Genomic DNA, 24109 nt, shown 5'->3' on the forward strand with positions numbered 1-24109 from the left:
CGGCCGCCGCAGGTGCGCGATTCGTGTTCCATGATGCACAGTCGAAACACCGAACAGGCTCAGATCCGCTCAAGCCTGGAAGTCCTGGAGTTACCCCCATGAACGACCTGCGCATCACCATCGAAACCAAGATCCCGGACGACCAGATAGCGATATTCCACCGCCTTTACGAGGAGTCGTTCGCCCCACTCCGCACCAAGTCGATGGTCCGGCAGGTGCTGCATCGCGACGAATTCTGTGCGGAAATGGTCGACCCCAGAGTCGACAAACACGTGGTATGGAACGATTCCGGCGAGCCGATCGGGCTCACTACCCTCTCCAAACACCTCGACACCGTGCCGTGGATCAGTCCGGAGTATTTCAGCGCCCGATATCCGGAACACGCCGCACGCGACGCGATCTATTACGTCGGTTTCACCCTTGTTGCGCCAAGTGCGCGACAAGGACCGGCTTTTCGTGCCATGATCGAGTCAGTTGTCCAGGTTCTGGTTGCTGACCGTGCCGCGGTCGGTTGGGACATTTGCTCGTACAACAACACTCGGTCCTGGTTCACCGAAGGCGTGCTGACGGTGCTCGACACACAGGCGAACCTCGAGGTAGCGGTGGAGGATTCCCAGACCTACTACCGGGCTTGGTTCACAGGGGATGGAGCGACCAAGGGGGGCTGATGGCAGTCAGCGCACAGCGGCAGTCGGAGCGGCGATACCTGCTCCGAACACGGTGGTACGCACTGCTTCTCGGAGGCAGCGCGGCCATGATCGCGCTCCACCTGTGGGTCGATTCCCCGCTGCTGTCGTATCTCACGCTGACCGCCATCCTGGCGGGCACGCTGACCATGATCGGCTTCGGCCTCTGGACGCACCGGCCCGCCCGCCCCCTGCCCTGGTATCTGCTGTCGGCCTCGGCCGTGCTGTCCGCGACGGGGATGGCGTTGCGCGAGGCCGACCACTGGCTCAACGACGCGTTCACCCTGCTCGGGTACCTGACCGTGGGCCTCGCCGCGCTGATCTGGCTGCGCCCGCGCCAGACTCGCGGCAATCACGACCTACTGCTGGACTCCGGGCTGATCGGGCTCGGCGCGCTGCTCGCTTCCTGGACTTTTCTCATCTCGCCGATCCTCCAGTCGCACGACACGGTGCTGAAGACGATGGTGGCGGCGACCTATCCGGTGCTGGACGCGCTTTTGCTGACGCTGGTCGCGCATTCGGTGGCCACCTCGACCCGCTCGGAAACCTCGCTGGATCTGATCCACCTCGGGCTGATCGCGGCACTGCTCGGCGATCTGGCCGACAACATGACGGCGGCGGGCACCGCGGCGATCAGCCGCGAGATCCAGGTGGCGCCGCTGCTGGCGGCGTACGCGATCGTCGGTGTCGCGGCACTGCATCCGACGATGACGAGTCTGGGGACGCCGCGGGAGATTCATCCACACCACTCGCGTCAGCGCGCCAGCTTCATCGCGGTCGCGTTGATCGTGGCCTCGCTGGTGCCGGTCGTCGGCTCCTCGCTGGACCCGCTGAACCGAGTGGTGGTGTCGTCGCTGTTCGCACTGCTGCTCATCGGGGTGCTGGTCCGCAGCGAGCGCGCCATCGTGCGCAGCTCCCGCAGCGAGCGGCGCGCGCAATATCAGGCCGACCACGACGTGCTCACCGGGTTGTTGAATCGATCGGCGTTGCTACGCGCGCTGAACCGCAACAGCGAGCGCTGGGCGGAACAGCCGCTGTGTCTGCTGTTCATCGACCTGGACGGCTTCAAGATGGTCAACGACAGCTACGGGCACGCGGTCGGCGACGAGCTGATCGCGAACGCGGCCTCGCGAATTCGCCGGGTGGTGCTGCGCGAGGATGTGGTCGCGCGCTACGGCGGCGACGAATTCGTGGTGCTGTCCCCGCTCGACCGGCAGCAGGCCGCGACGCTCGCCGAGCAGCTGCTCGGCGCGTTCGTCCGGCCGTTCGATCTGAGCGCGGGCGAGATCCCGATCACCGCGAGCATCGGCATCGCCTGCGGCAGCCCGCGCAGCGCCGAATCGACCGTCTACGACCTCATCCGGGATGCGGATTCGGCCATGTATCACGCGAAGGAATACTCGCTCGGCTACGCGTTCCACGACGACGCGCGGCACGCGCCCGACTCCGCTGTGCGACACATGACGAACGACCCGGCGCGGCACGCCGCCACCGAGCCGGGCCGGCGGATCTGGCGCGCGAGCCCCAGGTCCACCAGCACCGCGGTCTGAGCTAGTCGACCAGTTCGTCGAGCAGGCGCTTGGCGGCCTCCAGCTCGGCCTGTAACTGCTGCACCTTGGCCTCCTGCGCCTCGCGGGCCGCATCGAGGATGCCGGCCACCACATCGGCCACCTCGGGGTGCAGGATCTTGGCGGCCTGCGCCACGGCCGAACTCGGCACCGCGAGCCCGCGCACGGCGCGCTTCTTGCCGCTGACCACGTCGACGGACCATTCGCCGTCGGCGGTGCCGGTCAGGGTGACGGTGACTTCCGCCGTCTTCGCCTTCGGCCGGGCGGGAGCCTTGGCAGCCTTCGCCGGGGCCGGGGTGGACTTCGCGGCGGGCTTGCCCGCACCGCCGTCCTGATCCTCGGATTCCGGCGTGCTCGCAACGGGTTTCGGGGCGACCGGTGGCGGCGTGACAGAACTGGGGGTGGGTGGTGTCGCAGTGCTCGTCAAGGTCGACGGCTGGGTCACGGGTGATTCCTTCCTGGTTGTCGACTTCGGCTGGGCAGTGGAAACAGGCGCCGCCCCGCGAGGCGGCTTGGTCAACGTCACTTCTGTCGGAGAAAAGGACAGTACATCCTTCGATCCGGTGGGCCGGACCTGCAGGAAGTCTCCGTCGGCCGGGTCGCCGAGGGAGATCACCTTTCCCGACCGTCCTTCCGGCACGCCCACCGCGGCGGCGGTGAACCACACCATGGGCGGTCGGCCACCGGCGATATCCGTGGCGATCCGCTGAATCTCGCTGTCCGACAATGGCTTGGGCTTGGTTTTAGGCGACGGCATGGTGACTCCGAGCAATATTCGTGGATGGCTGCGTGCACAGATGATGCCGCACCGCACCGACAGATTCGCAGGCCGCTACGAAATCGAGTCCCAGAACACGATTCTCGCGGGGCCAGCGAATATCGAGCTACGGCCGTATCCGGCGCCCGGATCGCCGGTTCGCTCAGTCGCCGTCGAGCGGCGCGCGCAACGCCGGGAACCAAATATCGGTGAGCACCTCGGCCGCGCGTTCGGCGGAGACGTTGATGGTGCCCTGCACCGCCCAGCGGGTGAAAAAGCGCTCCAGTTGGGCGACAAGCAGTTCCACCCGCAGCCGCGCCTCGTCGGCGCGTTCGGCGGGCCAGCGGGCGAGATACGAGGTCATCGCATTGGGTAGCGCCAGGATGCCGTTGCGGGCGATCTCCCGGAATTCCGGCTCCAGCGCGGTGGCCTCGTCCCAGGCGGGCAGCAGGTCCTTGTATTCGTGGAACCAGTCGATGGCCCTGGTCACCCAGGCGACGAACTCGGCGCGCGAGCCGGTGTCGAGCACCCGGTCCAGATCCTCGTAGAAGTGCAGGGCGCTGGGCGCGGTGCTCTGCTCGGCGATCGCGCGCAGTATCTCCAACTTGCTGGTGAAGTGCAGATAGAAGGTGGCCCGGCTGCACCCGACCGCCGCGACGATGTCGTCGACCCGCACCGCCGCGTAGCCGCGCGTGCTGAACAGCTCCTTGGCCCCGGCCAGCAGCCGGGTCCTGGTCTGCTGCTTCTGCTCGTCCCGCAGGCTGCCGCCCGCCGGCGTCGGGTTCGTGTGCAACGGCTACCCCTTGTCGGTCGAAAGTTGTGCTGACGTGCGACTTTCGCTGGAGCAAGTCTACTGATGCCCGTGCCGTCCCCGGCCTTCACTAGACAATACGTCATTCACTAGACACGCTGTCTAGCCAGTGTTACGTTGTTGCCTACGTCACCCCCGAAGCCGCAGGGCTACGGACGGTTTCGGCGCCGGGCGCGCCACCGCTGGTGACTCCCTCCCAGCACGAGGACAAGTGAATTGACTCGAACCGATCTGCCCCGGGTCTGCGTCATCGGCGCGGGCCCCTCCGGGATCACCGCCGCGAAACGCCTGCAGGACTTCGGCATTCCCTTCGAGGTGTTCGAAGCCTCGGACGAGGTCGGCGGCAACTGGTACTTCAAGAATCCCAACGGAATGTCGGCCTGCTACCAGTCACTACACATCGACACCAGTAAGTTCCGCCTGGCATTCGAGGACTATCCCGCGCCCGAGGGCTGGCCGGATTTCCCGCACCATTCGCAGCTGTTCCAGTACTTCAAGGATTACGTCGACCATTTCGGCTTCCGGGACAAAATCCGGTTCAACAGCAAGGTCACCGCGGCCGAGCGGCAGGCGGACGGCCGCTGGCTGGTCACCGCGAACGACGGCCGCACCCGCGACTACGACGCGCTGATCGTCTGCAACGGTCACCACTGGGATCCGCGCATGCCCGACTACCCCGGCGAATTCGACGGCGTACTCCTGCACAGCCACGCTTACAACGATCCGTTCGATCCGGTGGATATGCGCGGCAAGAAGGTCGTTGTCGTCGGCATGGGCAACTCCGGACTGGATATCGCCTCGGAACTGTCGCAGCGCTTCGTCGCGGCGAAGCTCACCGTCTCCGCCCGGCGCGGGGTGTGGGTGCTGCCGAAGTACGTGCACGGCAAGGTCGGCGACAAGCAGAGTGTGCCCGCCTGGATTCCGCGCAAGGTCAGCTTGAAACTCAAGCAGCGCTTCGTTCGTAAATTCCGCGGTGACATGGAGTTCTATGGGCTGCCGAAGCCCGATCACGCACCGTTCGAGGCGCATCCGTCGGCCAGCGAGGAGTTCCTGCACCGCGCCGGCTGCGGCGATATCGCGTTCAAGCCCGCCATCACGGCGCTGGAGGGCCCGCGGGTGCGCTTCGCCGACGGCAGCACCGAGGAGGTGGACGTGATCGTCTGCGCCACCGGCTATCACATCAGCTTCCCGTTCTTCGCGGATCCGAACCTGGTGCCGGACGAGCAGAACCGCATGCCGCTGTTCCAGCAGATGATGAAACCGGGAGTGGACAACCTGTTCTATCTAGGCCTGGCGCAGCCGCTGCCGACGCTGGTGAACTTCGCCGAGCAGCAGAGCAAGCTGGTCGCCGCCTACCTGACCGGCAAGTACCTGCCGCCCGCCGAAGCGGAGATGCACGAGGCGATCCGTGCGGCGGAGCAGCGCCGGACCGGGCGCTACTACGACTCGCCGCGGCACACGATCCAGCTCGAGTTCGAGCCGTACGTGCGCGACCTGAACAAGGAAATGGCAAGGGGCGCAAAGCGTGCCGCAGCCGAGGGTTACGCGCTACCGGTTCCTGCCCGCGCACTCGAGCACGCGTGAACGAGCGACGATGACTACTTCGGGTTTTTGTGCTGATCAATTCGCGAACGTACGTACAGAATTAGCGAACCAGCTGGCCGCGGGCGAGGAGCTCGGCGCGGCGATCTGCGTGACGGTCGACGGCGAGCCGGTGGTCGATATCTGGGGCGGGCACCGCGATATCGAGCGCACCGTGCCGTGGACCGAGGACACGCTGGTCAATGTCTTCTCGATCAGCAAGACGATGACCGCGCTGTCCGCCCTGCTGCTCGTCGATCGCGGCGAGCTGGATGTGCGGCAGCGGGTCGCGCACTACTGGCCGGAGTTCGCGGCGAACGGCAAGGGCGACATCGAGATTCGGCAACTGCTCGGGCACACCTCCGGGGTCTCCGGCTGGGAGCGACCGATCGAGCTGGCCGACATCTACGACACCGAGGCGGCCAGTGCGCGGCTCGCGGCGCAGGCGCCATGGTGGACACCAGGCACCGCGTCCGGCTATCACGCGCTCAACTACGGGCACCTGGTCGGCGAGGTGATCCGCCGGATCACCGGCCGCGGCCTCGGGCAGTTCTTCGCCGAAGAACTCGCCGAACCGCTGGGCGCCGACTTCCATATCGGCACCGCCCCCGAACACCATCACCGGATCGCGCCGCTGGTACCGCCGCCGATGCTGGAGTTCGACATGGCCTCGCTCGATCAGACGAGCATCCTGGTCAAGACCCTCACCAGTCCGCTGCTCGATTTCCAGGAGGCCAACAGCGCCGCCTGGCGGCAGGCCGAGATCGGCGCGGTGAACGGCCACGGCAATGCCCGTTCGGTGGCCCGGATCCAGTCGCTGGTCTCCGCAGGTGGCACGGTGAACGGTCGAAAGATGCTGTCGGAGAAGACGATCGATCTGATCTTCGAGCAGCAGTCCGACGGTCCCGATCTGGCGCTGCTGCTGCCGCTGCGCTTCGGCCTCGGTTACGGGCTGCCGCAGCGGCAGACCGCACCGGAGGTGCCCGACGGCCGGGTCTGCTGGTGGGCCGGGCTCGGCGGCGCCATCGTCGTCAACGACCTCGATCGCCGAATCACCTTCGCCTACACCATGAACAAGATGGCGCCGGGACTGATCGGCTCCGCTCGCGCCGACGCCTACCTGCGCGCGGTCTTCACCGCGGTGGATGCCGGGGTCGGGGCGTGATGCGGGCACTGCAACTCACCGAGCCGGGAGTGCTGGAGCTGCGCGAGGTTCCGGTCCCCGAGATCGGCCCGACCGAGCTGTTGCTGCGGGTGGGCGCGGCCGGAATCTGCCACTCCGATCTGCATGTCCTGCACATCCCGTTCCGGCTGCGCGACGAGCCACTGACCCTCGGGCACGAGGTCGCGGGCACCATCGAGGCGGTCGGCGCCGAGGTCGACGGCCGCACCGCCGGTGAACGCGGCATCGTCTACCTGTGCTGGTCGTGCGGCACGTGCCGGGAATGCGTGTCCGGCAACGAGAATGTCTGCCTGGCCGCGGGCCGCACCGCGATGCCGCCGTGTCCCGGCCTCGGTCCGGACGGTGGCATGGCCGAGTACATCCGCATTCCGGCAAGCTCTTTCGTGCCGGTCGGTGACCTCGACTTCCGCCAGGCCGCGCCGCTCGCCGATGCCGCGCTGTCCAGCTATCACGCGATTCGTGGTGCCCGCGAACACCTTCGGCCCGGCTCGGTCGCGGTGGTGATCGGCATCGGCGGTCTCGGTCATGTCGCGGTACAGATCCTCGCCGCGACCAGCGCGACCCGGGTGATCGCGGTCGATGTCGCCGCGGACAAGCTCGCCTTGGCCGCCCGGTGCGGCGCGGCCGAGGGCCTGCTCGCGGACGCCGACACCGCCCGCCACATTCTCGACCGCACCGACGGTCGCGGCGCCGACGCGGTCTTCGACTTCGTCGGCGTCGATCAGACGGCCACGCTCGCCGTGGAATCGGTGGCACCGAACGGCGCGTACCGGATGATCGGCCTCGGCGGCGGTGCACCGGAGCTCACCGCGGGCCCCGCCGGTGGGCCGGGCTGGCCCTGGGGCGCGTCGGTCCGAAAGTCCTACGGCGGCACCAAATCCGACTTGATCGAGTCCGTCGCCCTGGCCCGCTCGGGCAAGCTCACGGTCGAGATCGAGCAATACGACCTGGCGGCCGGCCGCGAGGCGCTCGACCGGCTGGAGCGCGGCCTGGTCACCGGCCGCGCGGTATTGGTTCCGTAGACGAGGAAGTGCGGTAAATGACAAAGCCTTTCGATCAGCAGGCCTTCGCGGCGGCCGCGGCGGCCCGATTGACCGGGCCCGGTGGCCGATTCGAGATGGTGGTCGAGGACGTACTCGGCGCACCGCTGCCGGTGCTGCGGCACCGCGACAAGTCGCTCGGCGACTTGCTCGCGGCGTCGACCGCCTGGGGTGCGCGCGACTATCTCGTCACCGAGGACCGCAGGATGTCGTTCGCCGAGCACGCGGCGGCGGTCGGTGCGCTGGCCACCGCGTTGCGCGACCGCTACGGCATCCGAAAGGGCGACCGCATCGGCATTCTGGCCGCCAACACCCCCGAGTGGGTCGTCACGTTCTGGGCGGCGCAATGCCTCGGTGCGATCGCAGTGGGCTACAACGCCTGGTGGACGACCCGCGAAATCGCCTACGGTGTCGAACACACCAAGCCCGCCGCGCTCGTCGTCGACGCGAAACGCGCGGCACTGGTGGCGGAGCTGGATATTCGAGTGCCGGTGCTCACCATGGAAGACGAGTTGCCCAGGCTGATCGCCGAATTCGACGGCAGCGAACTCCCGAGCACGGAGGTAGCCGAGGACGACCCGGCGGTCATCCTGTACACGAGCGGCACCAGCGGAAGGCCGAAGGGCGCGGTGCATTCGCATCGAAACGTGGTGGCGGTCATCGGTTATCACCTGTTCAACGACGCGATGGTCGCCGAGTTCACCGGCGCGACCGAACCGCCGAGCGGCCGGCGGTTCCTGCTCACCTCCCCGCTGTTCCACATCGCCAGCCTGCACAACCTGGTGGTGCCCCGGCTGGTGACCGGCGATACCGCCGTGCTCTACCAGGGTTCGTTCGACGCGGATCGGGTGCTGCGCCTCATCGAACGCGAGCGCATCACCAACTGGGGCGCCATGCCGACCATGGCCACCCGGCTGCTCGACCAGGATCTGTCCCGCTACGACCTGTCCTCGCTGGCCTCCTTCTCACTGAATTCGGCGCCGTCCTCGGCCGCGCTGCAACACCAACTGCGCGAACAACTTCCGGTGGCACGGACCGCGCTGGTCACCAGCTACGGGCTCACCGAGTGCAGCACCGCGGCGACTCTGGCCAGTCCGGCCGAACTCGCGGCGTTCCCGGATACGGTGGGCCGCCCCGTCATCGGGGCCACCGTGCAGGTCCGCGACAGCGCGGGCAATCCCGTACCGGACGGCACCGAAGGCGAGATCTGCCTGCGCAGCCCCTACGTGATGCTGGGCTACTGGGACGACGAGGCGGCGACCGCGGCCGCCGTCACCGAGGACCGCTGGCTGCGCACCGGCGATATCGGCGTGCTCACCGAGGGCAGGCTGCGATTGTCCGGCCGACGTTCGGATCTCATCCTGCGCGGCGGCGAGAACGTCTACCCCACCGAGATCGAGCAGTGCCTCGAGGAGCACCCGGCCGTGCGCGAATGCGCGGTCATCGGGGTGCCCGACGCCGATCTCGGCCAGGCGGTCGCGGCGTTGGTTGTGCTCGAAAGCCCCTCGGCGGCAACCGAAGAGGAGCTGCGCACGTTTGCCGCGGCACGGATCGCCTACTACAAAGTGCCCGCCCGGTGGCGCCTGACCAGCACGGCACTACCGCGCAATGCGACGGGGAAGGTCGTTCGCACCGGCATCGAAGTGTGAAGGAGTCGCCGGACAGGCCGTCCACGACCCCGTAAAATCGGGCACGGATCGGGCATTGCCGCTCGGCCGCTCGCAAGGAGTCACTGTGGACGTTTTCGAGCATCTGGGCAGGGCTGTCGCCTTCGATCGGGCCGGTAGCGGCACGCCGGTGGTCTTCCTGCACAACGCGGGCACCCAGCGCCGTATCTGGGACGACCAGGTGACGGTGCTGCGGCGCGACCACCAGGTATTCGCGCTCGACCTCCCCGGCTACGGCGAGTCCGAGCAACCCGCGGACGGCTACCGCCTCGCCGACTACGTGCACATGCTCGGCGCCTTCCTGGACGCCCACCGCCTCACCGACGTGGTGTTCGTCGGCAACTGTCTCGGCAGCGCCACCGCGCTGAGCTACACGATGGCGCATCCGGAACGGGTACGGGCGCTCGTCTTGATCAACCCGCTGACCTGGGACACGGTCAGCTCCGGTCAGTCGGCGGCGCTCGCCTGGGCGGATGCCCGGCTGCCGCTGGGACCGCTGGCCCGCAGGCTCGCGCTGCCCGGCCGCGCCGTGTCGATGATCGTGGCCAATCAGCTCGGCACCCGCGGCAAGCGGCAGCGGCTGCAGGATGCGCCGCGACTGCGCGCGCACTGGTCCGATCGGGGCCGGTTGTTCGCCCTGCACGGCCTGGTCCAGGACTTCCCGGCCTATGCCGCCTTCGATCGGTTCGACCCGCCGCCGGACTTCCCGCCCATCTGCACGCTCTGGGGGAAGCAGAACCGCATTCTCTCGGCCCGCGCAGGCGCCCGCCTCAATCGCAGGCTGCACGTCCACAGGGCGGTCGAGCTGCCCGACTGCGGGCACCTGCCGATGATGGAGGACCCGGAGCGGGTCACCGCGGTCATCACCGAATTCCTGGCGACGACCGGCCGGGCCACAGTCCCGAAGGCCGTCGGCGGGTCCTGAGCGCTGCCCTACAGCGGCCCTGCGGTCGGATACAGCTCGGTGAAGCTGTCCGAGCGCACACCGCAACCAGCGCACTCGAATTCGACGCCGAGGGTGAGCAGCCAGTGGATACGGGTGTGACATGTATCGCACATGAAGTCGACACCCTCGACGTGGCAGCAGCCGCGTTTGCGAATGAACCATTCGGCGCGATGTCGGCAGGGCACGGTATCGAAGCGGAAGGTGCAGCCGGGCGCGGCGGGCAGCGGGGCCACGATGGCCTCGAAAGTCGTTGGGGCCGTGGCGGATTTCATCGGCGGTACCTTCCGGCGGACAGCTGAGCGACGACATGCGGATCCCCTCGGATCCACACCCAGTGATCGTTCGCTCAATATTTGCTGTTACGCGGTGTAGATTCGACGTCCGATACGCCCGTTACTCCCCGTCCACCGGGTTTGATGCGACACCTTCCGGGAACCCGGTCGAATAGAGCCGTCGAGGAAAGGGATCCGTCATGTTGTTACGCCGACTTGCCCGCCCGCTTTTGGCCACTGTCTTTGTCGTGGAGGGTGTCGATACGTTGCGACGCCCGGAATCACGAGTCAAGGCGGCGACCGAGCTGGTGCAGCGAGGCCAGCGTCAGCTGCCCGAGCAATACGCCGCGAAGCTGCCGAGCGATCCGGGAACCGTCGTACGGATCAATGCGGGCGCACAGGTAGCCGGTGGTGTGCTGCTGGCCCTCGGCAAGGCGCCACGCCTGGCCGCGCTGGTCCTCGCGGCCACCGTCGTCCCGGCCACGGTCACCGAACAGGACTTCTGGAACGAGCCGGACCCGGCGCAGAAGGCGACCAAGCGCAAGGCGTTCCTCAAGGATCTCGGGTTGCTCGGCGGGCTGATGATCGCGGCCGCCGACACCGAGGGCAAGCCCTCGCTCGGCTGGCGTGGCAAGCGGGCCGCCCGTGATGCGGCGGCGACGGTCACCGCGGCCCTGCCGTTCACCGGATCCTCCGACGGCGCGACCAGCGAGCTGCTGAAGCGCCGTGCCCACGAGGTCGCCGCCGCGGCAGGCAGTCTCGGCAGCGCCGCGGCCGCCAAGGGTTCCGAGCTCGCCGAGACCGTGCACCAGCACGGCCCCGAATGGGCTTCTGCGGCAAAGGAACACGCGGCTCCGCTGGCCGAGACGGCCAAGGAGCGCGGCGCGGAACTCGCCGATGTCGCCAAGCATCGCGGCGCGGAACTCGCCGACGTGGCCAAGCACCGCGGCGCCGAATGGGCCGAACTCGCCAAGGAACGCGGACCCAAGTGGGCCGAGTTCGCTCGCGAACGCGGCGCCGAACTGGCCGAGCTGGCCAGGGAGCGTGGCGCGGAGCTGGCCGACGTGGCGAAGCATCGCGGTGCGGAGTGGGCGGAGCTGGCCAGGGAGCGCGGGGTGGAGTACGCGGATGTTGCCAGGGAGCGCGCCGCCGAGCTGGCGGACACCGCGCGCGACCGTGGCCCGGAGCTTGCCGACACCGCTCGCAAGCGCGGCGGCCGGTTTGCCGAGACCGCTCGGCATCGGGTCGAGAAGAGGCTGCACTAGGCAGCACCAGGCCGAAAGCTAGGCCGTCTCTTCGTATCCCGCGGAGCTGTCGGCCAGCGCGGCGTCCAGCGACCGCACTCGATGGAAGCTGGGCGCCAGGCCGGTCACCTCCAGCGCGCGATCGACACAGCGCGCCTCGGTGATCAACACCATTCGGCGCCTGGTCTTTTCGGCCTGGGTCTGCGCGTCCACCAGCACCCGCAGGCCAGCCGCGCCGAGGAAGGTGACCGGCGAGAGGTCCAGCACGACCATGGCGGCTCCGTCACCGAACAGTCGACGGAGCTGATCTCGGAAACTGGGCGCGGTGCCCAGATCGATCTCGCCGACCACCAGCATCACGGCGATGTCGCGGCGCGGACGGCACACCGAAAAACGAAGAACTTCAGTAACTTCCAGCACCGAACGGTCCGGGGGCGGGCCGGAGAACCGCTCGTTGTTATTGAGGGACATTTGCCGACTCCTCGGTCTGTCACCACTCGGGACAGACCTGTCTTCCTAGTGAAGCATGGCCCGACAGGTCTGTACAGCGTTAGGGTTATACCGTGATGGCAAGCGACGACGTGGTTGTCGGTGCCCGCGAACGGATCCTGTCCGCCGCCTACGAGCTGTTCACTCGGCGTGGCATCCGAGACGTCGGCGTCGACGAGGTGATCGCCAGGGCCGGCATCGCGAAAGCGACGCTGTACCGGCACTTTCACACCAAGGACGAGCTGGTCCTCGCGGTGCTGGCCCGCCGCGAACTGCTGTGGACCTTCGGTCTGATCGAGCAACGGTCTCGCGGACTCGGCAGCACCGCGGAGGAACGACTGCTCGCCATCTTCGACGTGCTCGACGACTGGTTCGGCACCGACGGCTTCGAGGCGTGCACGTTCATCAATGTGCTGCTGGAGATGGGGCCGCAGCACCCGGCCGGACGGGCGAGCATCGACCACCTGAACAACATTCGCGGCGTTGTCCGGTCCCGCGCCGAAGAGGCGGGGTTGCGTGACCCCGACGACTTCGCCAGGTCCTGGCACATCCTGATGAAGGGTTCGATCGTGTCCGCCACCGAGGGCGACCGGTACGCAGCCCGACGTGCCCAAGCGATGGCACGGACCCTCATCGACAGTCACCGCGTCGAGCCTGCGGCCTGACCCACTGGGCTCGGCGTCGGCCCAGCAATCGGTCACACAGAGTGTCGGCTAGCTCACAGCCGACGAGGTGCCCGGGAACTACAGGGCGTAGTTGGCCGACTACGTGGTTATGCAGCGAACAGCCATGCGGATCAGCCCGCAGGGAGATTTCGGTGTGGTGGTCGAGGACTTCGACCCCACCTCGCCCGACGATGTCCGCGCGGTCAAGCGCGCCGTGTACCGCGAGCGGATCGCGGTGATCAAGGGCATCGAGCTCGACCCGCACCAATTCGTCGCGCTGGCAAGCAGTTTCGGCGATCCGGTGCGCTACTACGAGCCGATCTACCACCACCCGGATGTGCCCGAGGTGTTCGTGTCGTCCAATGTCGACACCGGCCGGCAGCGGGTGGGCGTGCCCAAGACCGGGAAGTTCTGGCATTCGGACTATCAGTTCATGGCGCGGCCGTTCGACCTGACGTTCACCCACACTCAGGTCGTGCCCACGCACAGTCGAGGTACCTACTTCATCGACCTGGCCCGCGCCTACCGCGACCTCAGCCCCGACCTGCGCAGGGCCGTCGCCGGTACGGTCGCGACGCACAGCGTCCGCCGATACTTCAAGATCCGGCCGAGCGATGTCTACCGGCCCGTCTCCGAGTTGCTCGCCGAGATCGAGCGGAAGACGCCGCCGGTGACGCTGCCGACGGTGCACGCGCACCCGCACACCGGGGAGCCCGTCGTGTACGTCAGCGAAGGTCTCACCGAATCCATCACCGCGGCCGACGGCACCGACCGGCCCGACCTGCTGCACGAATTGCTCTTCGCCACCGGGCAACTCGATGACACCTTCGAGCATCCGGCGATCCGGCTACAGACCTTCGAACGCGGCGACCTGCTCATCTGGGACAACCGCAGCCTCGTGCACCGGGCGTTGCACAACACCACCTGCGAGCCCGCGGTGTCGCATCGGGTCACCGTGTACGACGACGAAGGCATCCCGGCGTGACCGCGGAGGTGTTCGCCAACGATCCGTTGCTGCTGTCGGAGGTACTGCGCTGTTACAAGCCGCACTGCCGTTATCTGCGCGAGCTGACGGTCGAGGCGCGGGGCGAACGAGCAACGGCCACCGGCGCTTTCGAGATCGCCGAGTCCTGCTACATCGACGCGACCGGTCACCTCAACTCGGTCGAGGTGAACATCTGTTACAACCAGATGCTCTACCAGACCATCGCGGTGCTGGTGCGTCATCGCGTCGGTCCGCTGTTCGGCGGCTGGACCATGGAGGACTACTGGCGGCGCCAGCTGCCCGGCATCCTGATCACCAGGCTCGACAGCGAGTACCGGCGGCCGATCGATCCGCGGCGGTTCTACGGGGAGTTCGTCCTCGCCGGTAGCCAGGAACGCGTCAGCTCGATCGATAGTGCGCCGTTCACCTCGTTGGACACGTGGTTTCGGTGCTGGGACGACGCAGGGGGACGCTGCGCGGGCACGGTCCGGTTGGCCATCGTCGACGTGGAACAAACACTCGACGCGGCGCAATCCGCACTGGGCGCTGTGCATTCGTCGCAGGGAACGGCGCAACCGTCGATGGGCGCGGTGCGATGAGCGCACCCACGGTGTCTTCGATCCTCGCCGAGCACGCGCGCAATCGCCCGGACACCCTTGCGATCGCCTGCGCTGGAAGCGGGCTCGACTACGCACAGCTGCGCGCCGACAGCATCCGACTGGCCCGCGCCTTGCGTGCCGCGGACATCGATAAGGGCAGCCGGGTGGCGTATCTCGGCCAGGAGTCCGTCTACTACTACGCGCTGTTCTTCGCCTGCGCGCGGCTCGGCGCGGTGCTGGTGCCGATCAACTTCCGGCTGACCGCGCCGGAGGTCGAGCACATCATCCGGGACTCGGGCAGCGCGCTGGTGCTGGTCGACGCCGATACCGCCGACATCGCGAGATCCGCCGCGCCGCAGGTGCGCTCGGTCCGCATGGACGGCGACGAGTTCGCCGGATGGCTGGCCGGTGTCGCCGACCCGGATCTCGGCGAACGTCCATCGGGTCGCGACGACGCGGTGATCCAGCTGTACACCAGCGGCACCACCGGGCTGCCCAAAGGCGTTGTGCTGGCGCAACGTAGCTTCTTCGCCATCGCGGAGGCACTCGAGCAGGCCGGGCTGGACTGGATCGACTTCCGCGACGGAGACCGCAATCTCATCGGTATCCCCGGCTTCCACGTCGGTGGCATCTGGTGGGCCATGCAGGGTTTCGCGGCGGGCATCACCAATGTGGCGATGCCCCGGTTCGACAGCACCACCGCGGTGGCGATCATCGAGGAAGCCCGGATCACCACCCTGTGCGTCGTCCCGTCCATGCTGCGGCTGATCCTCGGCGAACCGCGGGTGACGCCGGAGGCCGTCGGGTCGGTGCGCAAGGTCGTCTACGGCGGGTCGCCGATTTCGGAGACGCTGCTGCGGGAAGCGTTGGAGCTCTTCGGCGCCGAGTTCGCGCAGATCTACGGGCTCACCGAAACCGGTAACACCGCGATCTGCCTGCCACCCGCGGAGCATGTGGCGGGCAATCCGCGGTTGGCCGCCGCGGGCCGGCCGTATCCCAGTGTGTCCGTGCAGATCATCGACGCGTCCGGTGCACAGCGGCCGCCCGGCGAGGTGGGAGAAATCTGCCTGCGCTCGCCCGCCGCCATGCTGGGCTACTGGAACCTGCCTGAGGCGACTGCGGAAACCCTGATCGACGGCTGGATCCACACCGGTGACGCCGGATACGTCGATGCCGACGGCTACCTGTATATCCGAGACCGCCTGAAGGACATGATCATTGTGGGCGGCGAGAACATCTATCCCGCCGAAATCGAGAACGCCCTGGCCCGGCATCCCGCCGTGGCCGACTCGGCGGTGATCGGTGTGCCGGACGACATCCTCGGTGAATCGGTGCACGCGTTCGTCGCGTGCCGGCCCGGTGCGCAGGTTCGGGTGCGCGAGCTGATGACGTTCTGCCGGGAGCAGCTGGCGTGGTTCAAGATTCCGGTGCGCTTCGAGTTCGTCGACCGCATTCCGCGCAATCCCAGCGGCAAGATCCTGCGCTGGCAGCTGCGCGACCGGTTCTGGGCCGACCGGGACAGACAGGTCAACTGAGCGCGATGCAACCACTCACCTACGACAGCGTGCGCGCGGACATCGCCGATCTGCTCTATCTCGAACCGCACGAATTGGGCGACACCGACGATCTGTTCGCCGCCGGGCTCGATTCGGTGCGGTTGATCGGCTTGATCGAGCGGTGGAAGTCCCGCGGCGCCGCAGCGGCTTTCGTGGACCTGGCCGAGAACCCCACCCTCGCCGCCTGGTGGTCGCTACTCGCACCACGGTCCGCGCCGTGAGCGCGCGTGCCCGAGCAATCGATGGAGCCGATGGGGCCGTGGGTTCGGCCGCGCGACCGTTGACCGCCGCGCAGCTCGGCGTCTGGCTCGGCCAACAGCTCGATCCGGCCTCAGCGGTCTTCAATATTGCCGAGTACTTGGACATTTCGGGCCCAGTGGTGGTCGAGGAGTTGGCTGCCGCGATTCACGCGGCGGTCGATGAGGCTGCGGCGCTGCACATTCGGTTCGTCGAGGACGGCCCTCGGCAGATCGCGGAATCACCCGACTGGGCTGTTCAGGTGGTAGATGTTTCGGGCGAGCCGGATCCGCTGCGCGCAGCACTCGAGCTGATGGATCGGGATGTCTCGCAGCCGGTGAACCTGACGGACGATGTGCTCTTCGCACACAGCGTGTTCAGGCTCGATGCGCGGCGGACGCTCTGGTATCACCGGGTGCACCACATCCTGCTCGATGGCTACGGCATGGCCCTGATCGCGCGTCGGGTTGCCGAGCTGTACACCGCGTCGGTGGCCGGAACATCGCCACCGCCTTACGCGTTCGGGGATTGGGATGCGGTGCTGGCGGCCGATCTCGCGTACGCGGACTCCGCCGAGCTCGACCGCGATCGCACATTCTGGCTCGACTATCTCCGCGATCGTCCGGCCCCGGTGACCTTGTCCGGTGCCGCACCGCGTACGACCTCCGCTGCGGGCCGGACACTTCGAGAGTTCACCACGCTCGATTCCGAGCTCGTCGCACTGCTGCGGAGCGTCGCACAGGCCGCGCGTGCCAATTGGACCGACGTGTTCACCGCGGCGGTCGCCGCTTACCTGCACCGGATGACCGGCGCCGAGCAGGTGTGTCTCGCGCTCCCGGTGATGTTGCGTACCGGGACGCCCGCGTTGCGGGTGCCGTGCATGACGCTCAACGGTGTCGCGCTGTGGACCGATTTCGTGGCGGACCCGACGCTGACCGAGCTGAGCGGCCAGGTCGCGCGCCAGCTGGTCCGCAGCCGCCGCCATCAGCGTTACCGCAGCGAGCAGGTGCGCCGCGACCTCGGTCTGGTCGGCAGCGACCGCAGCATGTACGGCCCGTCGGTCAACATCATGCTGTTCGACTACGACCTGCGCTTCGGTGCATGCACCAGCACGGTCCGCAATGTCACCGCGGGCATGATCGACGACCTGGTCTTCAACCTCTACGACCGGATGGATGGCGCCGGGCCGACGCTGTATCTCGACGGCCATCCGAGCTCGTACACGGCGGCGGAGCTGGCCACGCATCTCCAGCGCTTCACGACGTTTCTCCGCCGCACCCTAGCGGTCCCCGATCTACCCCTCGCTGCGGTCGATCTGTTTCTACCTGGGGAACGAGAGTGGTTGCGTGCCAACAGCAGCGGTCCCGAACGTGCTCTGCACGACAGCACCGTGCACGACTTGCTGACCGCCCAGGTCGCCCGCACCCCGACGGCTACGGCGCTCGTGGCCACCGGTGCCGACGGCGTACGGCAGACGCTCACATATGCCGAACTCGGCAGTCGGACAAGACTATTGAGTTCAGCACTAACCGCAGCGGGTACTCGTCCTGGTCATGCCGTGGCGGTACTGCTTCCCCGCACCAGCGACGCGATTGCCGCGCTGTTCGCCGTACTCGCCTGCGGTGCAACCTATGTCCCGCTCGATTCCGGACAGCCGGACGCACGATTGGCACTGCTCCTGGAGGGCCTGGTCAAGGGGATCGAGCTCAGTGCCATCGTGACCACGACCGCGCTGGCCCCGAAGATCCCTGCCGCACTACGCGACCGAGCCGTCGTGCTGGATGGCGGTGGCCTACCGGTAGTTCCGCACGCCCATCCCCCGCTCCGCCTGCATCCCGAGCACCCTGCCTGGGTGATCCACACGTCGGGCACCACCGGAACTCCCAAGGCCGTGGTGATTTCACACGGCTCGGTGGTGAACCTGTACCACCACCATCGCGAGCACCTCATCGAGCCCGCCGTGGCGGCGCGAGGTGGGCGGCGGATGCGGGCGGCGCTCACCGCATCGCTGACCTTCGACACCGCGTGGGAAGGGTTGCTCTGGCTGCTCGCGGGACACGAGCTGCATCTCATCGATGACGACCTACGCCGCGACCCCGACCGCCTGGTGCGCTACATCAGAGCGGAGCGCATCGACTTCCTCGATGTCACACCGACGTTCGCGCGCGAGCTGCTGGCTGCCGGGCTCTACACCGGAGCCCATCGCCCAGAGGTATTGGCGCTCGGCGGTGAAGCGGCCGATCCGGCTTTGTGGACCGCACTACGCGCCGAGCCGGGCATCTCGGTTTACAACCTGTACGGCCCAACGGAATGCACCGTCGATGCCACCTGGACCCTCGCCGCACACACCACACCATCCATCGGGACCGCAATCACCAACGGCCGCTGCCACGTCCTGGATCGACACCTGCGGCCGGTACCGCCTGGGGTCGTCGGCGAGCTGTACGTCGGCGGAACGCCGGTCGGGCAGCGTTATCTCGGTGCGCCTGCCGCAACGGCGACTCGATTCATAGCCGACCCGTTCGACGCGAACGGCAGTCGTCTCTACCGCACCGGCGATCTGGTGCGGTGGCACACCGACGGCCATCTGGAGTATCTGGGCCGCGGCGACAACCAGATGTCGTTGCGCGGCTATCGCATCGAGGTCGGCGAGGTGGAGGCCGCGCTGATCGCCCACCCGCAGGTCGACGCGGCCGCAGTGCGAATCCACAGCGAAGTCCTTGTCGCGTATGTGGTGCCCACGCCCGGCGCGGGTGCGCCCGAAGCGCAGCACCTCCGCACACACCTGGCCGGCCGGCTACCCGACTACATGGTGCCGTCGGTGTACCTCTCGCTGGATCGCCTGCCGCACACCACGAACGGAAAGCTGGATCGAGCCGCCCTGCCCGCACCGCCGGACGCCGAACCCACCGACCGAGCCCCGCGCACGCCCACCGAACGCGCGCTGGCCCGATTGTTCGCCGAGGCGCTCGAGGTCGAGTCGGTCGGCATCGATGACGATTTCTTCGCACGTGGCGGGCATTCGTTGCGTGCGGCGAGGGTGCTCAACGGTGTCCGGGAGGCCTTCGGAGTGCGGTGGGACCTGCGCACCATGTTCGACACACCCACTGTGGCCGGGCTCGCCGAACGCCTCGAATCCGGCCGGGACCACGGGCCGACGTGGACGGCAGCGGATCTCGAGGCAGACGCCCGGCTCGATGACACCATCCGTGCGACGGCCGAGCCACGGACGCAGCCGCACACCGTGTTGCTGACCGGCGCGACCGGATTCCTGGGCGCGTTCTTGCTCGCCGCCCTGCTCGAGCGGACCGACTTTCAGATCTACTGCCTGGTCCGCGCAGACGATGATGCCGCGGCACTACGTCGCATCGAATCGGGTTGCACCCGTTACGGTCTCGAATTCCCGCCTGGAAGCCGGGTCACGGCCATCGCAGGGGACCTCGCCCTCCCCCGGCTCGGCCTGTCGCCGACGCGCTACCAACAGCTGGCCGACACCGTCGATGTGATCGTCCACAATGGCGCCCGAGTCCACCACTTCGAGCCGTACTCCCGACTTCGCCCGGCGAATGTCGAAGGCACCGAACGCATTCTGCGACTCGCGACCACCGGCACGACCAAACCGGTCCACTTCGTGTCCTCCGTCGACACCGCCTTCGCCGTCGACGGCAACCCACCGATCCTCCGCGAAGACCGACGGGCGGCCGCGATGTCGTTGCCGCACAACGGATATGTCGCGAGCAAGTGGGTAGCGGAGGGTCTGGTGTACGCCGCCGCCGACCGCGGCGTCCCGGTCACGGTGCACCGGCCCGGCCGCATCGGCGGCCACTCGGTAACCGGCGTTTCCGGCCGGGACGACGCGTTCTGGAGCCTGATCCGCGCGATGGTCGTGCTCGCGGCCGTCCCGGACGAGAGCTATGACACAGGCACCGTCGACCTGGTGCCGGTGGACTGGGTCGCCGCTGCCATCACCCACCTTGTCGCCCACCGGCCGACCGCCCCCACCTACCACCTGACCAGCCGCCGCCCGCTGACATTCGCCACCGTCGTCGACGCACTGCGTGACCGCGGCTACCCGATCGCCGCAATCCCCGCCCCGATCTGGCACGCCCGGTTGACCGGTATGGCGGACCAGGCGGCCGCGCGAGACGACCATGCGCTGACCATCGCCCGCGCGCACGCCACGCACCTGACTTCCCCCGGCGCCGCCGTCAGCTACGGGCATGACAACGCCGCCGCCACACTCGATCCCGCACTCCCACAACCAGATCCCACCGCAGCACTGCTCGCCGGGATCGACTACCTGATCGACACCCGTTTCCTTCCGCCGCCACCGGCTGTGGCGGCGCAACGATCGAAGAGGCACCCATGCTGATGAAACGCGCGCTGCTGCTGGCACTCGCGGCAAGCACCCTCGCCGTCACCGGCTGCACGACCACGGTCACCGACGCGGCGGACAACAGGCCGTCCGCGGCGACCACCGAGGGTGTCACCAAATACCCGGTGGCCCTGGACAATTGCGGCAAGACCTACACCTTCACCGAGGCACCGAAGCGCGTCGTCGTGATGAACGGTGGTTCCGTCGGCGAGGTATCCGCGCTGCTCGCGCTGGGTGTCGCCGACCGGGTGGTGGCCAATGCCCAGTCCTACGGCGCCTCCGACGTACCGGGCCGGGCCGCCGCGATCGACGCGTTGCCGACCGGTCAGATCACCCCGAACAGCCTCCAGGACATCCCCCGCGAGGCGATGCTGAACCAGCACCCCGACCTGGTGATATCCACCGGCGGTGGCGGTTTCGCCGCCGACCAGGGTTTCGCGACCCGTGACGAGCTGGCCGCCGCGGGCGCCAATACCTATGTGCCCCGCGCGAACTGCGGCGTGACCGGTGCCGTCACCGGCACGCCGACGATCGAGGACAGCTACGCGCTGCTCCGCGACCTCGGCACCATCTTCGACGTGCCCGGCCGGGCCGAACGGCTGATCGCCGACTCGAAGCGTGCGATCGCCGAGACGGCGGGCCTCGTTGCCGGACAACCCAAAAAGAACGTGCTGCTCGTCTTCCCCGGCATGGGCATGGGCGATTCCTCGGACTTCTCCGCCATCGCGGCGGGCGGTATCTGGAACGACGTGATCGGCAAGGCGGGCGGCGTGAACCCGTTCGATCGCGACGACGGCACGACGTTCGTGACGATCAGCAAAGAGCAACTCGCGGTGACGCCCATCGACGGGCTCGTCGTGGTCAACTACCGCAGCCCCGATATCGACGCGGTCGCCGAACGCATACTCGCACAGTTCCCGCAATGGGCGGCCGCACGGACCGAAAACTATGCGGTGCTGTCGGATTCGATCTACCTCGGCCCGAGCAACGACATCGCGGTGCGGCGCATCGCGACACTGGTGCACCCCGAGCAGTTCCGATGACCCGCACCACCACCCGTGCCCCGTTGGCGACGACACCGCTGCCGATCGTGCTCGCGATCTCGGCCGCAGTGCTGCTCGCCGTGATGCTGCTGTCGATCGCCGCGGGCTCGGTCACCGTCTCGGTTGCCGACACCGGCCGGGTGATCCTGGCCCATTTGTCCGGCAAGACACCGGATGTCGGCTTCACCGTCGACCAGATCGTCTGGCACTACCGACTCCCCCGGGTGATCCTGGCCGCACTCTGCGGCTGCGGTCTCGCGGTGGCGGGCGTGATTCTGCAAGCGCTGGTGAACAATCCGCTGGCCGACCCGTATGTGCTCGGGTTGTCCTCGGGCGCTTCGCTCGGCGCGGTGACCGTCATCGTCACGACCGGTGGCGTGCTCGGCGGTGTCGGGGTGAGCGCCGCGGCCTTCTGCGGCGCGGTCGCGACCATCGCGGTGGTGTTCCTGCTCGGCCAGCAACGCGGCACCCTGGTGCCCACCCGGCTGGTGCTGGCCGGTGTCGCGGTCGGCTACCTCCTGCTCGCCGCCACCAACTACCTGCAATTGCGCGCCACACCGAACGAGCTACGGGCGGTGATGTTCTGGACGATGGGTAGTGTCGCCGGAGCGAGCTGGGAGCGGCTCTGGCCGGTCACCGTGGTGGTGCTGGTGACCGTGGCCGTTGTGCTCGCCTTCGGCCGCAGGCTCAATGTGCTGGGCACCGGTGACGAACAGGCCACCGCGCTCGGTGTCGATGTGCGCACGCTCCGCATCATCCTGCTGGTGCTGGCCTCGCTGCTGACTGGCGTGCTGATCGCGGTGGCCGGCGGTATCGGCTTCGTCGGCTTGATGATTCCGCATCTGGTCCGGCTCGGCTTCGGCCTGGACCATCGACGGGTGCTGCCGCTGTCCGCCCTGATCGGGGCCGCGTATCTGGTTGCGGTAGACCTGCTTTCGCGGACCGTCGACGCGCCCAACGAGTTGCCGCTCGGTATCTTCACCGCCGCTTTCGGCGCACCGTTCTTCCTCTGGCTGCTGCGCCGCAACGGTGGACCGGCATGAGCGCCTCAGCCGAATTGTCGGTTGCCGGCGTGAGTGTCACGTTCGGCGACGCCGCGGTCCTGGACAAGGTGACCCTGCACGTCCCGCCCGGCACGGTCGTCGGCCTGGTCGGCCCCAACGGCAGCGGCAAGACCACGCTGCTGCGCACCGTCTATCGATCACTCCGACCCGCCACCGGCATCATCGCGATCGATGGTGCCGACATCACCGGGATGTCGATACGCACGGCGGCACAGACGACCGCGGCGGTACTCCAGAACGGTTCCGGCGCACCGGAATCGACCGTCGCCGAAGTGGTCGGCCTCGGCCGCAATCCACATCACGCGCTGTTCAGCCGGGACACCGCGGCCGACCAGCAGGCCGTCACCGACGCCATGGCGCGCACCGGCGTCACCGCCTACGCCGACCGCACCGTCGGCTCGCTGTCCGGCGGCGAACGTCAGCGTGTCCTGCTCGCCCGGGCCCTCGCGCAACAACCACGCCTACTGGTGCTCGACGAACTGACCAACCATCTCGACGTCCGGGCCCGCTTCGAACTGCTCGACCTGATCCGGACCACCGGCATCACCACCCTCGCGGTGCTGCACGAACTCGACCTCGCCGTCCGCTGCTGTGACCGGCTGGTGGTACTCGACCACGGCGGCGTCGTCGCGGCGGGCGAGGTGCTCGAGGTGATGACGCCGGAACTACTGCGCAAGGTGTTCGGCGTGCACGCCACGGCGACGAGGCACGCGGACGGAATCATCCGATTGCTTTACGCCGCAAACCCTTTGGCAGAGCTGTGACGGCCTCAGCCATGCGCGCGTCGCCTGCCGCCGAATCGTGTTGCGGCGACCAGATCTTCGCGGCCCCGCGCCACCCGCGAGCGCACCGTGCCCACCGGGCAGCCGCATACCGCCGCCGCCTCGGCGTAGGACAGGCCGAGCACCTGGGTGAGCACCAGTGCCTCGCGCCGCTCCGGCGCCAGGTCGTCGAGCAGCAGGTTGAGTTCGACGATCTCGGTCAGCCCGTCCCGGCGCGGCACCTGCCGGTCGGCCGCCGCGGCCCAGTCGACACCGTGCGCGATCTTCGGCCGGGCCACCGCCATCCGCACCTGGTCGACCACGACGCGGCGCGCGATGGAGAGCAGCCAGGTGCGCGCGCTGGCGCGGCCCTCGAAGCGCTTGATGCTGCCGAGGGCGCGCAGGTAGGTCTCCTGGGTCAGGTCGTCGGCCCGGCCCACCTCGGTCAGATGGGCGAGCAGTCGCCACACGTCTTTCTGGGTGGCCCGGATGAAAGCTTCCAGTGCCCGCCGGTCGCCGCGCGCCGCCGCCAGTGCCAGGCGGGTCGTCTCGTCATCCTCGGCGGGCGTCGGCATGGTGT

Annotated in this window: 22 protein-coding genes; 17 read left to right on the top strand and 5 right to left on the bottom strand. The window is 68.0% G+C overall.

Translation table 11 applies throughout. The features are described 5' to 3' along the window. Positions 1 to 98: 98 nt before the first annotated feature. Both IBX18_RS25740 and IBX18_RS25745 read left to right on the top strand, forming a co-directional pair. Complete coding sequence (locus IBX18_RS25740) at positions 99 to 668, top strand: hypothetical protein (protein ID WP_194836113.1); 570 nt, start codon at positions 99 to 101, stop codon at positions 666 to 668. Continuing rightward, a complete protein-coding gene (locus tag IBX18_RS25745; RefSeq protein ID WP_194836114.1) occupies positions 668 to 2236 on the top strand; it encodes a GGDEF domain-containing protein in 1569 nt (522 codons plus the stop codon). Before IBX18_RS25740 ends, IBX18_RS25745 begins: the two co-directional genes overlap by 1 nt. A gap of 1 nt (position 2237) precedes the next feature. Here IBX18_RS25745 and IBX18_RS25750 read toward each other — a convergent pair whose 3' ends face one another. After that, positions 2238 to 3011, bottom strand: coding sequence for a DUF6319 family protein (locus tag IBX18_RS25750; RefSeq protein ID WP_194836115.1), 774 nt, complete (start codon positions 3009 to 3011; stop codon positions 2238 to 2240). Positions 3012 to 3174: 163 nt separating this feature from the next. Continuing rightward, on the bottom strand, positions 3175 to 3804 hold the full coding sequence (locus tag IBX18_RS25755; protein WP_194836116.1) for a TetR/AcrR family transcriptional regulator: 630 nt from the start codon (positions 3802 to 3804) through the stop codon (positions 3175 to 3177). 234 nt (positions 3805 to 4038) lie between these two features. Between IBX18_RS25755 and IBX18_RS25760 the strand changes: the two genes are divergently transcribed. From IBX18_RS25760 to IBX18_RS25780, 5 genes are all read left to right on the top strand, one after another. Continuing rightward, the gene (locus tag IBX18_RS25760) at positions 4039 to 5406 is read left to right on the top strand and encodes an NAD(P)/FAD-dependent oxidoreductase (RefSeq protein WP_194836117.1); all 1368 of its coding nucleotides are present in this window, start codon (positions 4039 to 4041) and stop codon (positions 5404 to 5406) included. A gap of 10 nt (positions 5407 to 5416) precedes the next feature. Continuing rightward, positions 5417 to 6568 carry a serine hydrolase gene (locus IBX18_RS25765; RefSeq protein ID WP_194836118.1) on the top strand — a complete coding sequence of 384 codons (1152 nt, stop codon included), beginning with the start codon at positions 5417 to 5419 and terminating at the stop codon, positions 6566 to 6568. Next, positions 6568 to 7608 (top strand): NAD(P)-dependent alcohol dehydrogenase, encoded by a 1041-nt coding sequence (locus tag IBX18_RS25770; RefSeq protein ID WP_194836489.1) that lies wholly within the window; start codon positions 6568 to 6570, stop codon positions 7606 to 7608. Before IBX18_RS25765 ends, IBX18_RS25770 begins: the two co-directional genes overlap by 1 nt. A 17-nt stretch (positions 7609 to 7625) precedes the next feature. After that, positions 7626 to 9275 carry a class I adenylate-forming enzyme family protein gene (locus IBX18_RS25775; protein ID WP_194836119.1) on the top strand — a complete coding sequence of 550 codons (1650 nt, stop codon included), beginning with the start codon at positions 7626 to 7628 and terminating at the stop codon, positions 9273 to 9275. A gap of 85 nt (positions 9276 to 9360) precedes the next feature. After that, a complete protein-coding gene (locus IBX18_RS25780; RefSeq protein ID WP_194836120.1) occupies positions 9361 to 10218 on the top strand; it encodes an alpha/beta fold hydrolase in 858 nt (285 codons plus the stop codon). Between the two features lie 8 nt (positions 10219 to 10226). Here IBX18_RS25780 and IBX18_RS25785 read toward each other — a convergent pair whose 3' ends face one another. Further along, positions 10227 to 10511: a hypothetical protein gene (locus IBX18_RS25785; RefSeq protein ID WP_194836121.1), complete on the bottom strand. Its 285-nt coding sequence runs from the start codon at positions 10509 to 10511 to the stop codon at positions 10227 to 10229. A 200-nt stretch (positions 10512 to 10711) separates the two neighbouring features. Between IBX18_RS25785 and IBX18_RS25790 the strand changes: the two genes are divergently transcribed. Next, the gene (locus IBX18_RS25790; RefSeq protein WP_194836122.1) at positions 10712 to 11776 is read left to right on the top strand and encodes a DoxX family protein; all 1065 of its coding nucleotides are present in this window, start codon (positions 10712 to 10714) and stop codon (positions 11774 to 11776) included. Between the two features lie 18 nt (positions 11777 to 11794). On the opposite strand, the gene IBX18_RS25795 is transcribed toward IBX18_RS25790, so the two are convergent. Beyond that, positions 11795 to 12226: an STAS domain-containing protein gene (locus IBX18_RS25795; protein WP_194836123.1), complete on the bottom strand. Its 432-nt coding sequence runs from the start codon at positions 12224 to 12226 to the stop codon at positions 11795 to 11797. Between the two features lie 95 nt (positions 12227 to 12321). On the opposite strand from IBX18_RS25795, the gene IBX18_RS25800 reads away from it, so the two are divergent. From IBX18_RS25800 to IBX18_RS25840, 9 genes are all read left to right on the top strand, one after another. Next, a complete protein-coding gene (locus tag IBX18_RS25800) occupies positions 12322 to 12909 on the top strand; it encodes a TetR/AcrR family transcriptional regulator (RefSeq protein ID WP_194836490.1) in 588 nt (195 codons plus the stop codon). Positions 12910 to 13018: 109 nt separating this feature from the next. Then, complete coding sequence (locus IBX18_RS25805) at positions 13019 to 13894, top strand: TauD/TfdA family dioxygenase (RefSeq protein WP_228541783.1); 876 nt, start codon at positions 13019 to 13021, stop codon at positions 13892 to 13894. Then, positions 13891 to 14493 carry an FcoT family thioesterase gene (locus IBX18_RS25810; RefSeq protein ID WP_194836124.1) on the top strand — a complete coding sequence of 201 codons (603 nt, stop codon included), beginning with the start codon at positions 13891 to 13893 and terminating at the stop codon, positions 14491 to 14493. Before IBX18_RS25805 ends, IBX18_RS25810 begins: the two co-directional genes overlap by 4 nt. Then, positions 14490 to 16028, top strand: a complete 1539-nt coding sequence (locus IBX18_RS25815) for a long-chain-fatty-acid--CoA ligase (RefSeq protein ID WP_194836125.1) — start codon at positions 14490 to 14492, stop codon at positions 16026 to 16028. The genes IBX18_RS25810 and IBX18_RS25815 overlap by 4 nt, the downstream gene beginning before the upstream one ends. Before the next feature lie 5 nt (positions 16029 to 16033). Next, a complete protein-coding gene (locus IBX18_RS25820; RefSeq protein WP_194836126.1) occupies positions 16034 to 16270 on the top strand; it encodes a phosphopantetheine-binding protein in 237 nt (78 codons plus the stop codon). Positions 16271 to 16308: 38 nt separating this feature from the next. Next, positions 16309 to 20658: an amino acid adenylation domain-containing protein gene (locus IBX18_RS25825; protein WP_306796413.1), complete on the top strand. Its 4350-nt coding sequence runs from the start codon at positions 16309 to 16311 to the stop codon at positions 20656 to 20658. Then, entirely contained in the window at positions 20652 to 21704 is a 1053-nt protein-coding gene (locus tag IBX18_RS25830; RefSeq protein WP_194836128.1) for an ABC transporter substrate-binding protein, read from the top strand. Before IBX18_RS25825 ends, IBX18_RS25830 begins: the two co-directional genes overlap by 7 nt. Beyond that, positions 21701 to 22747, top strand: a complete 1047-nt coding sequence (locus IBX18_RS25835) for an iron ABC transporter permease (protein ID WP_194836129.1) — start codon at positions 21701 to 21703, stop codon at positions 22745 to 22747. The genes IBX18_RS25830 and IBX18_RS25835 overlap by 4 nt, the downstream gene beginning before the upstream one ends. Next, a complete protein-coding gene (locus IBX18_RS25840; protein WP_194836130.1) occupies positions 22744 to 23532 on the top strand; it encodes an ABC transporter ATP-binding protein in 789 nt (262 codons plus the stop codon). Before IBX18_RS25835 ends, IBX18_RS25840 begins: the two co-directional genes overlap by 4 nt. Positions 23533 to 23537: 5 nt before the next feature. On the opposite strand, the gene sigC is transcribed toward IBX18_RS25840, so the two are convergent. Next, positions 23538 to 24104: an RNA polymerase sigma factor SigC gene (gene sigC, locus IBX18_RS25845; RefSeq protein ID WP_107658899.1), complete on the bottom strand. Its 567-nt coding sequence runs from the start codon at positions 24102 to 24104 to the stop codon at positions 23538 to 23540. Positions 24105 to 24109: the final 5 nt, after the last annotated feature.

This window comes from Nocardia sp. XZ_19_369 (assembly GCF_015355715.1).
Taxonomy (GTDB): domain Bacteria; phylum Actinomycetota; class Actinomycetes; order Mycobacteriales; family Mycobacteriaceae; genus Nocardia.

Bases quoted from the DNA above. Each gene is read 5' to 3' on its own strand.
- IBX18_RS25740 (WP_194836113.1), top strand. From the start codon at position 99: ATGAACGACCTGCGCATCACCATCGAAACCAAGATCCCGGACGACCAG.
- IBX18_RS25745 (WP_194836114.1), top strand. From the start codon at position 668: ATGGCAGTCAGCGCACAGCGGCAGTCGGAGCGGCGATACCTGCTCCGA.
- IBX18_RS25750 (WP_194836115.1), bottom strand. From the start codon at position 3,011: ATGCCGTCGCCTAAAACCAAGCCCAAGCCATTGTCGGACAGCGAGATT.
- IBX18_RS25765 (WP_194836118.1), top strand. From the start codon at position 5,417: ATGACTACTTCGGGTTTTTGTGCTGATCAATTCGCGAACGTACGTACA.
- IBX18_RS25770 (WP_194836489.1), top strand. From the start codon at position 6,568: ATGCGGGCACTGCAACTCACCGAGCCGGGAGTGCTGGAGCTGCGCGAG.
- IBX18_RS25775 (WP_194836119.1), top strand. From the start codon at position 7,626: ATGACAAAGCCTTTCGATCAGCAGGCCTTCGCGGCGGCCGCGGCGGCC.
- IBX18_RS25785 (WP_194836121.1), bottom strand. From the start codon at position 10,511: ATGAAATCCGCCACGGCCCCAACGACTTTCGAGGCCATCGTGGCCCCG.
- IBX18_RS25790 (WP_194836122.1), top strand. From the start codon at position 10,712: ATGTTGTTACGCCGACTTGCCCGCCCGCTTTTGGCCACTGTCTTTGTC.
- IBX18_RS25795 (WP_194836123.1), bottom strand. From the start codon at position 12,226: ATGTCCCTCAATAACAACGAGCGGTTCTCCGGCCCGCCCCCGGACCGT.
- IBX18_RS25800 (WP_194836490.1), top strand. From the start codon at position 12,322: ATGGCAAGCGACGACGTGGTTGTCGGTGCCCGCGAACGGATCCTGTCC.
- IBX18_RS25805 (WP_228541783.1), top strand. From the start codon at position 13,019: ATGCAGCGAACAGCCATGCGGATCAGCCCGCAGGGAGATTTCGGTGTG.
- IBX18_RS25815 (WP_194836125.1), top strand. From the start codon at position 14,490: ATGAGCGCACCCACGGTGTCTTCGATCCTCGCCGAGCACGCGCGCAAT.
- IBX18_RS25820 (WP_194836126.1), top strand. From the start codon at position 16,034: ATGCAACCACTCACCTACGACAGCGTGCGCGCGGACATCGCCGATCTG.
- IBX18_RS25830 (WP_194836128.1), top strand. From the start codon at position 20,652: ATGCTGATGAAACGCGCGCTGCTGCTGGCACTCGCGGCAAGCACCCTC.
- IBX18_RS25835 (WP_194836129.1), top strand. From the start codon at position 21,701: ATGACCCGCACCACCACCCGTGCCCCGTTGGCGACGACACCGCTGCCG.
- IBX18_RS25840 (WP_194836130.1), top strand. From the start codon at position 22,744: ATGAGCGCCTCAGCCGAATTGTCGGTTGCCGGCGTGAGTGTCACGTTC.
- sigC (WP_107658899.1), bottom strand. From the start codon at position 24,104: ATGCCGACGCCCGCCGAGGATGACGAGACGACCCGCCTGGCACTGGCG.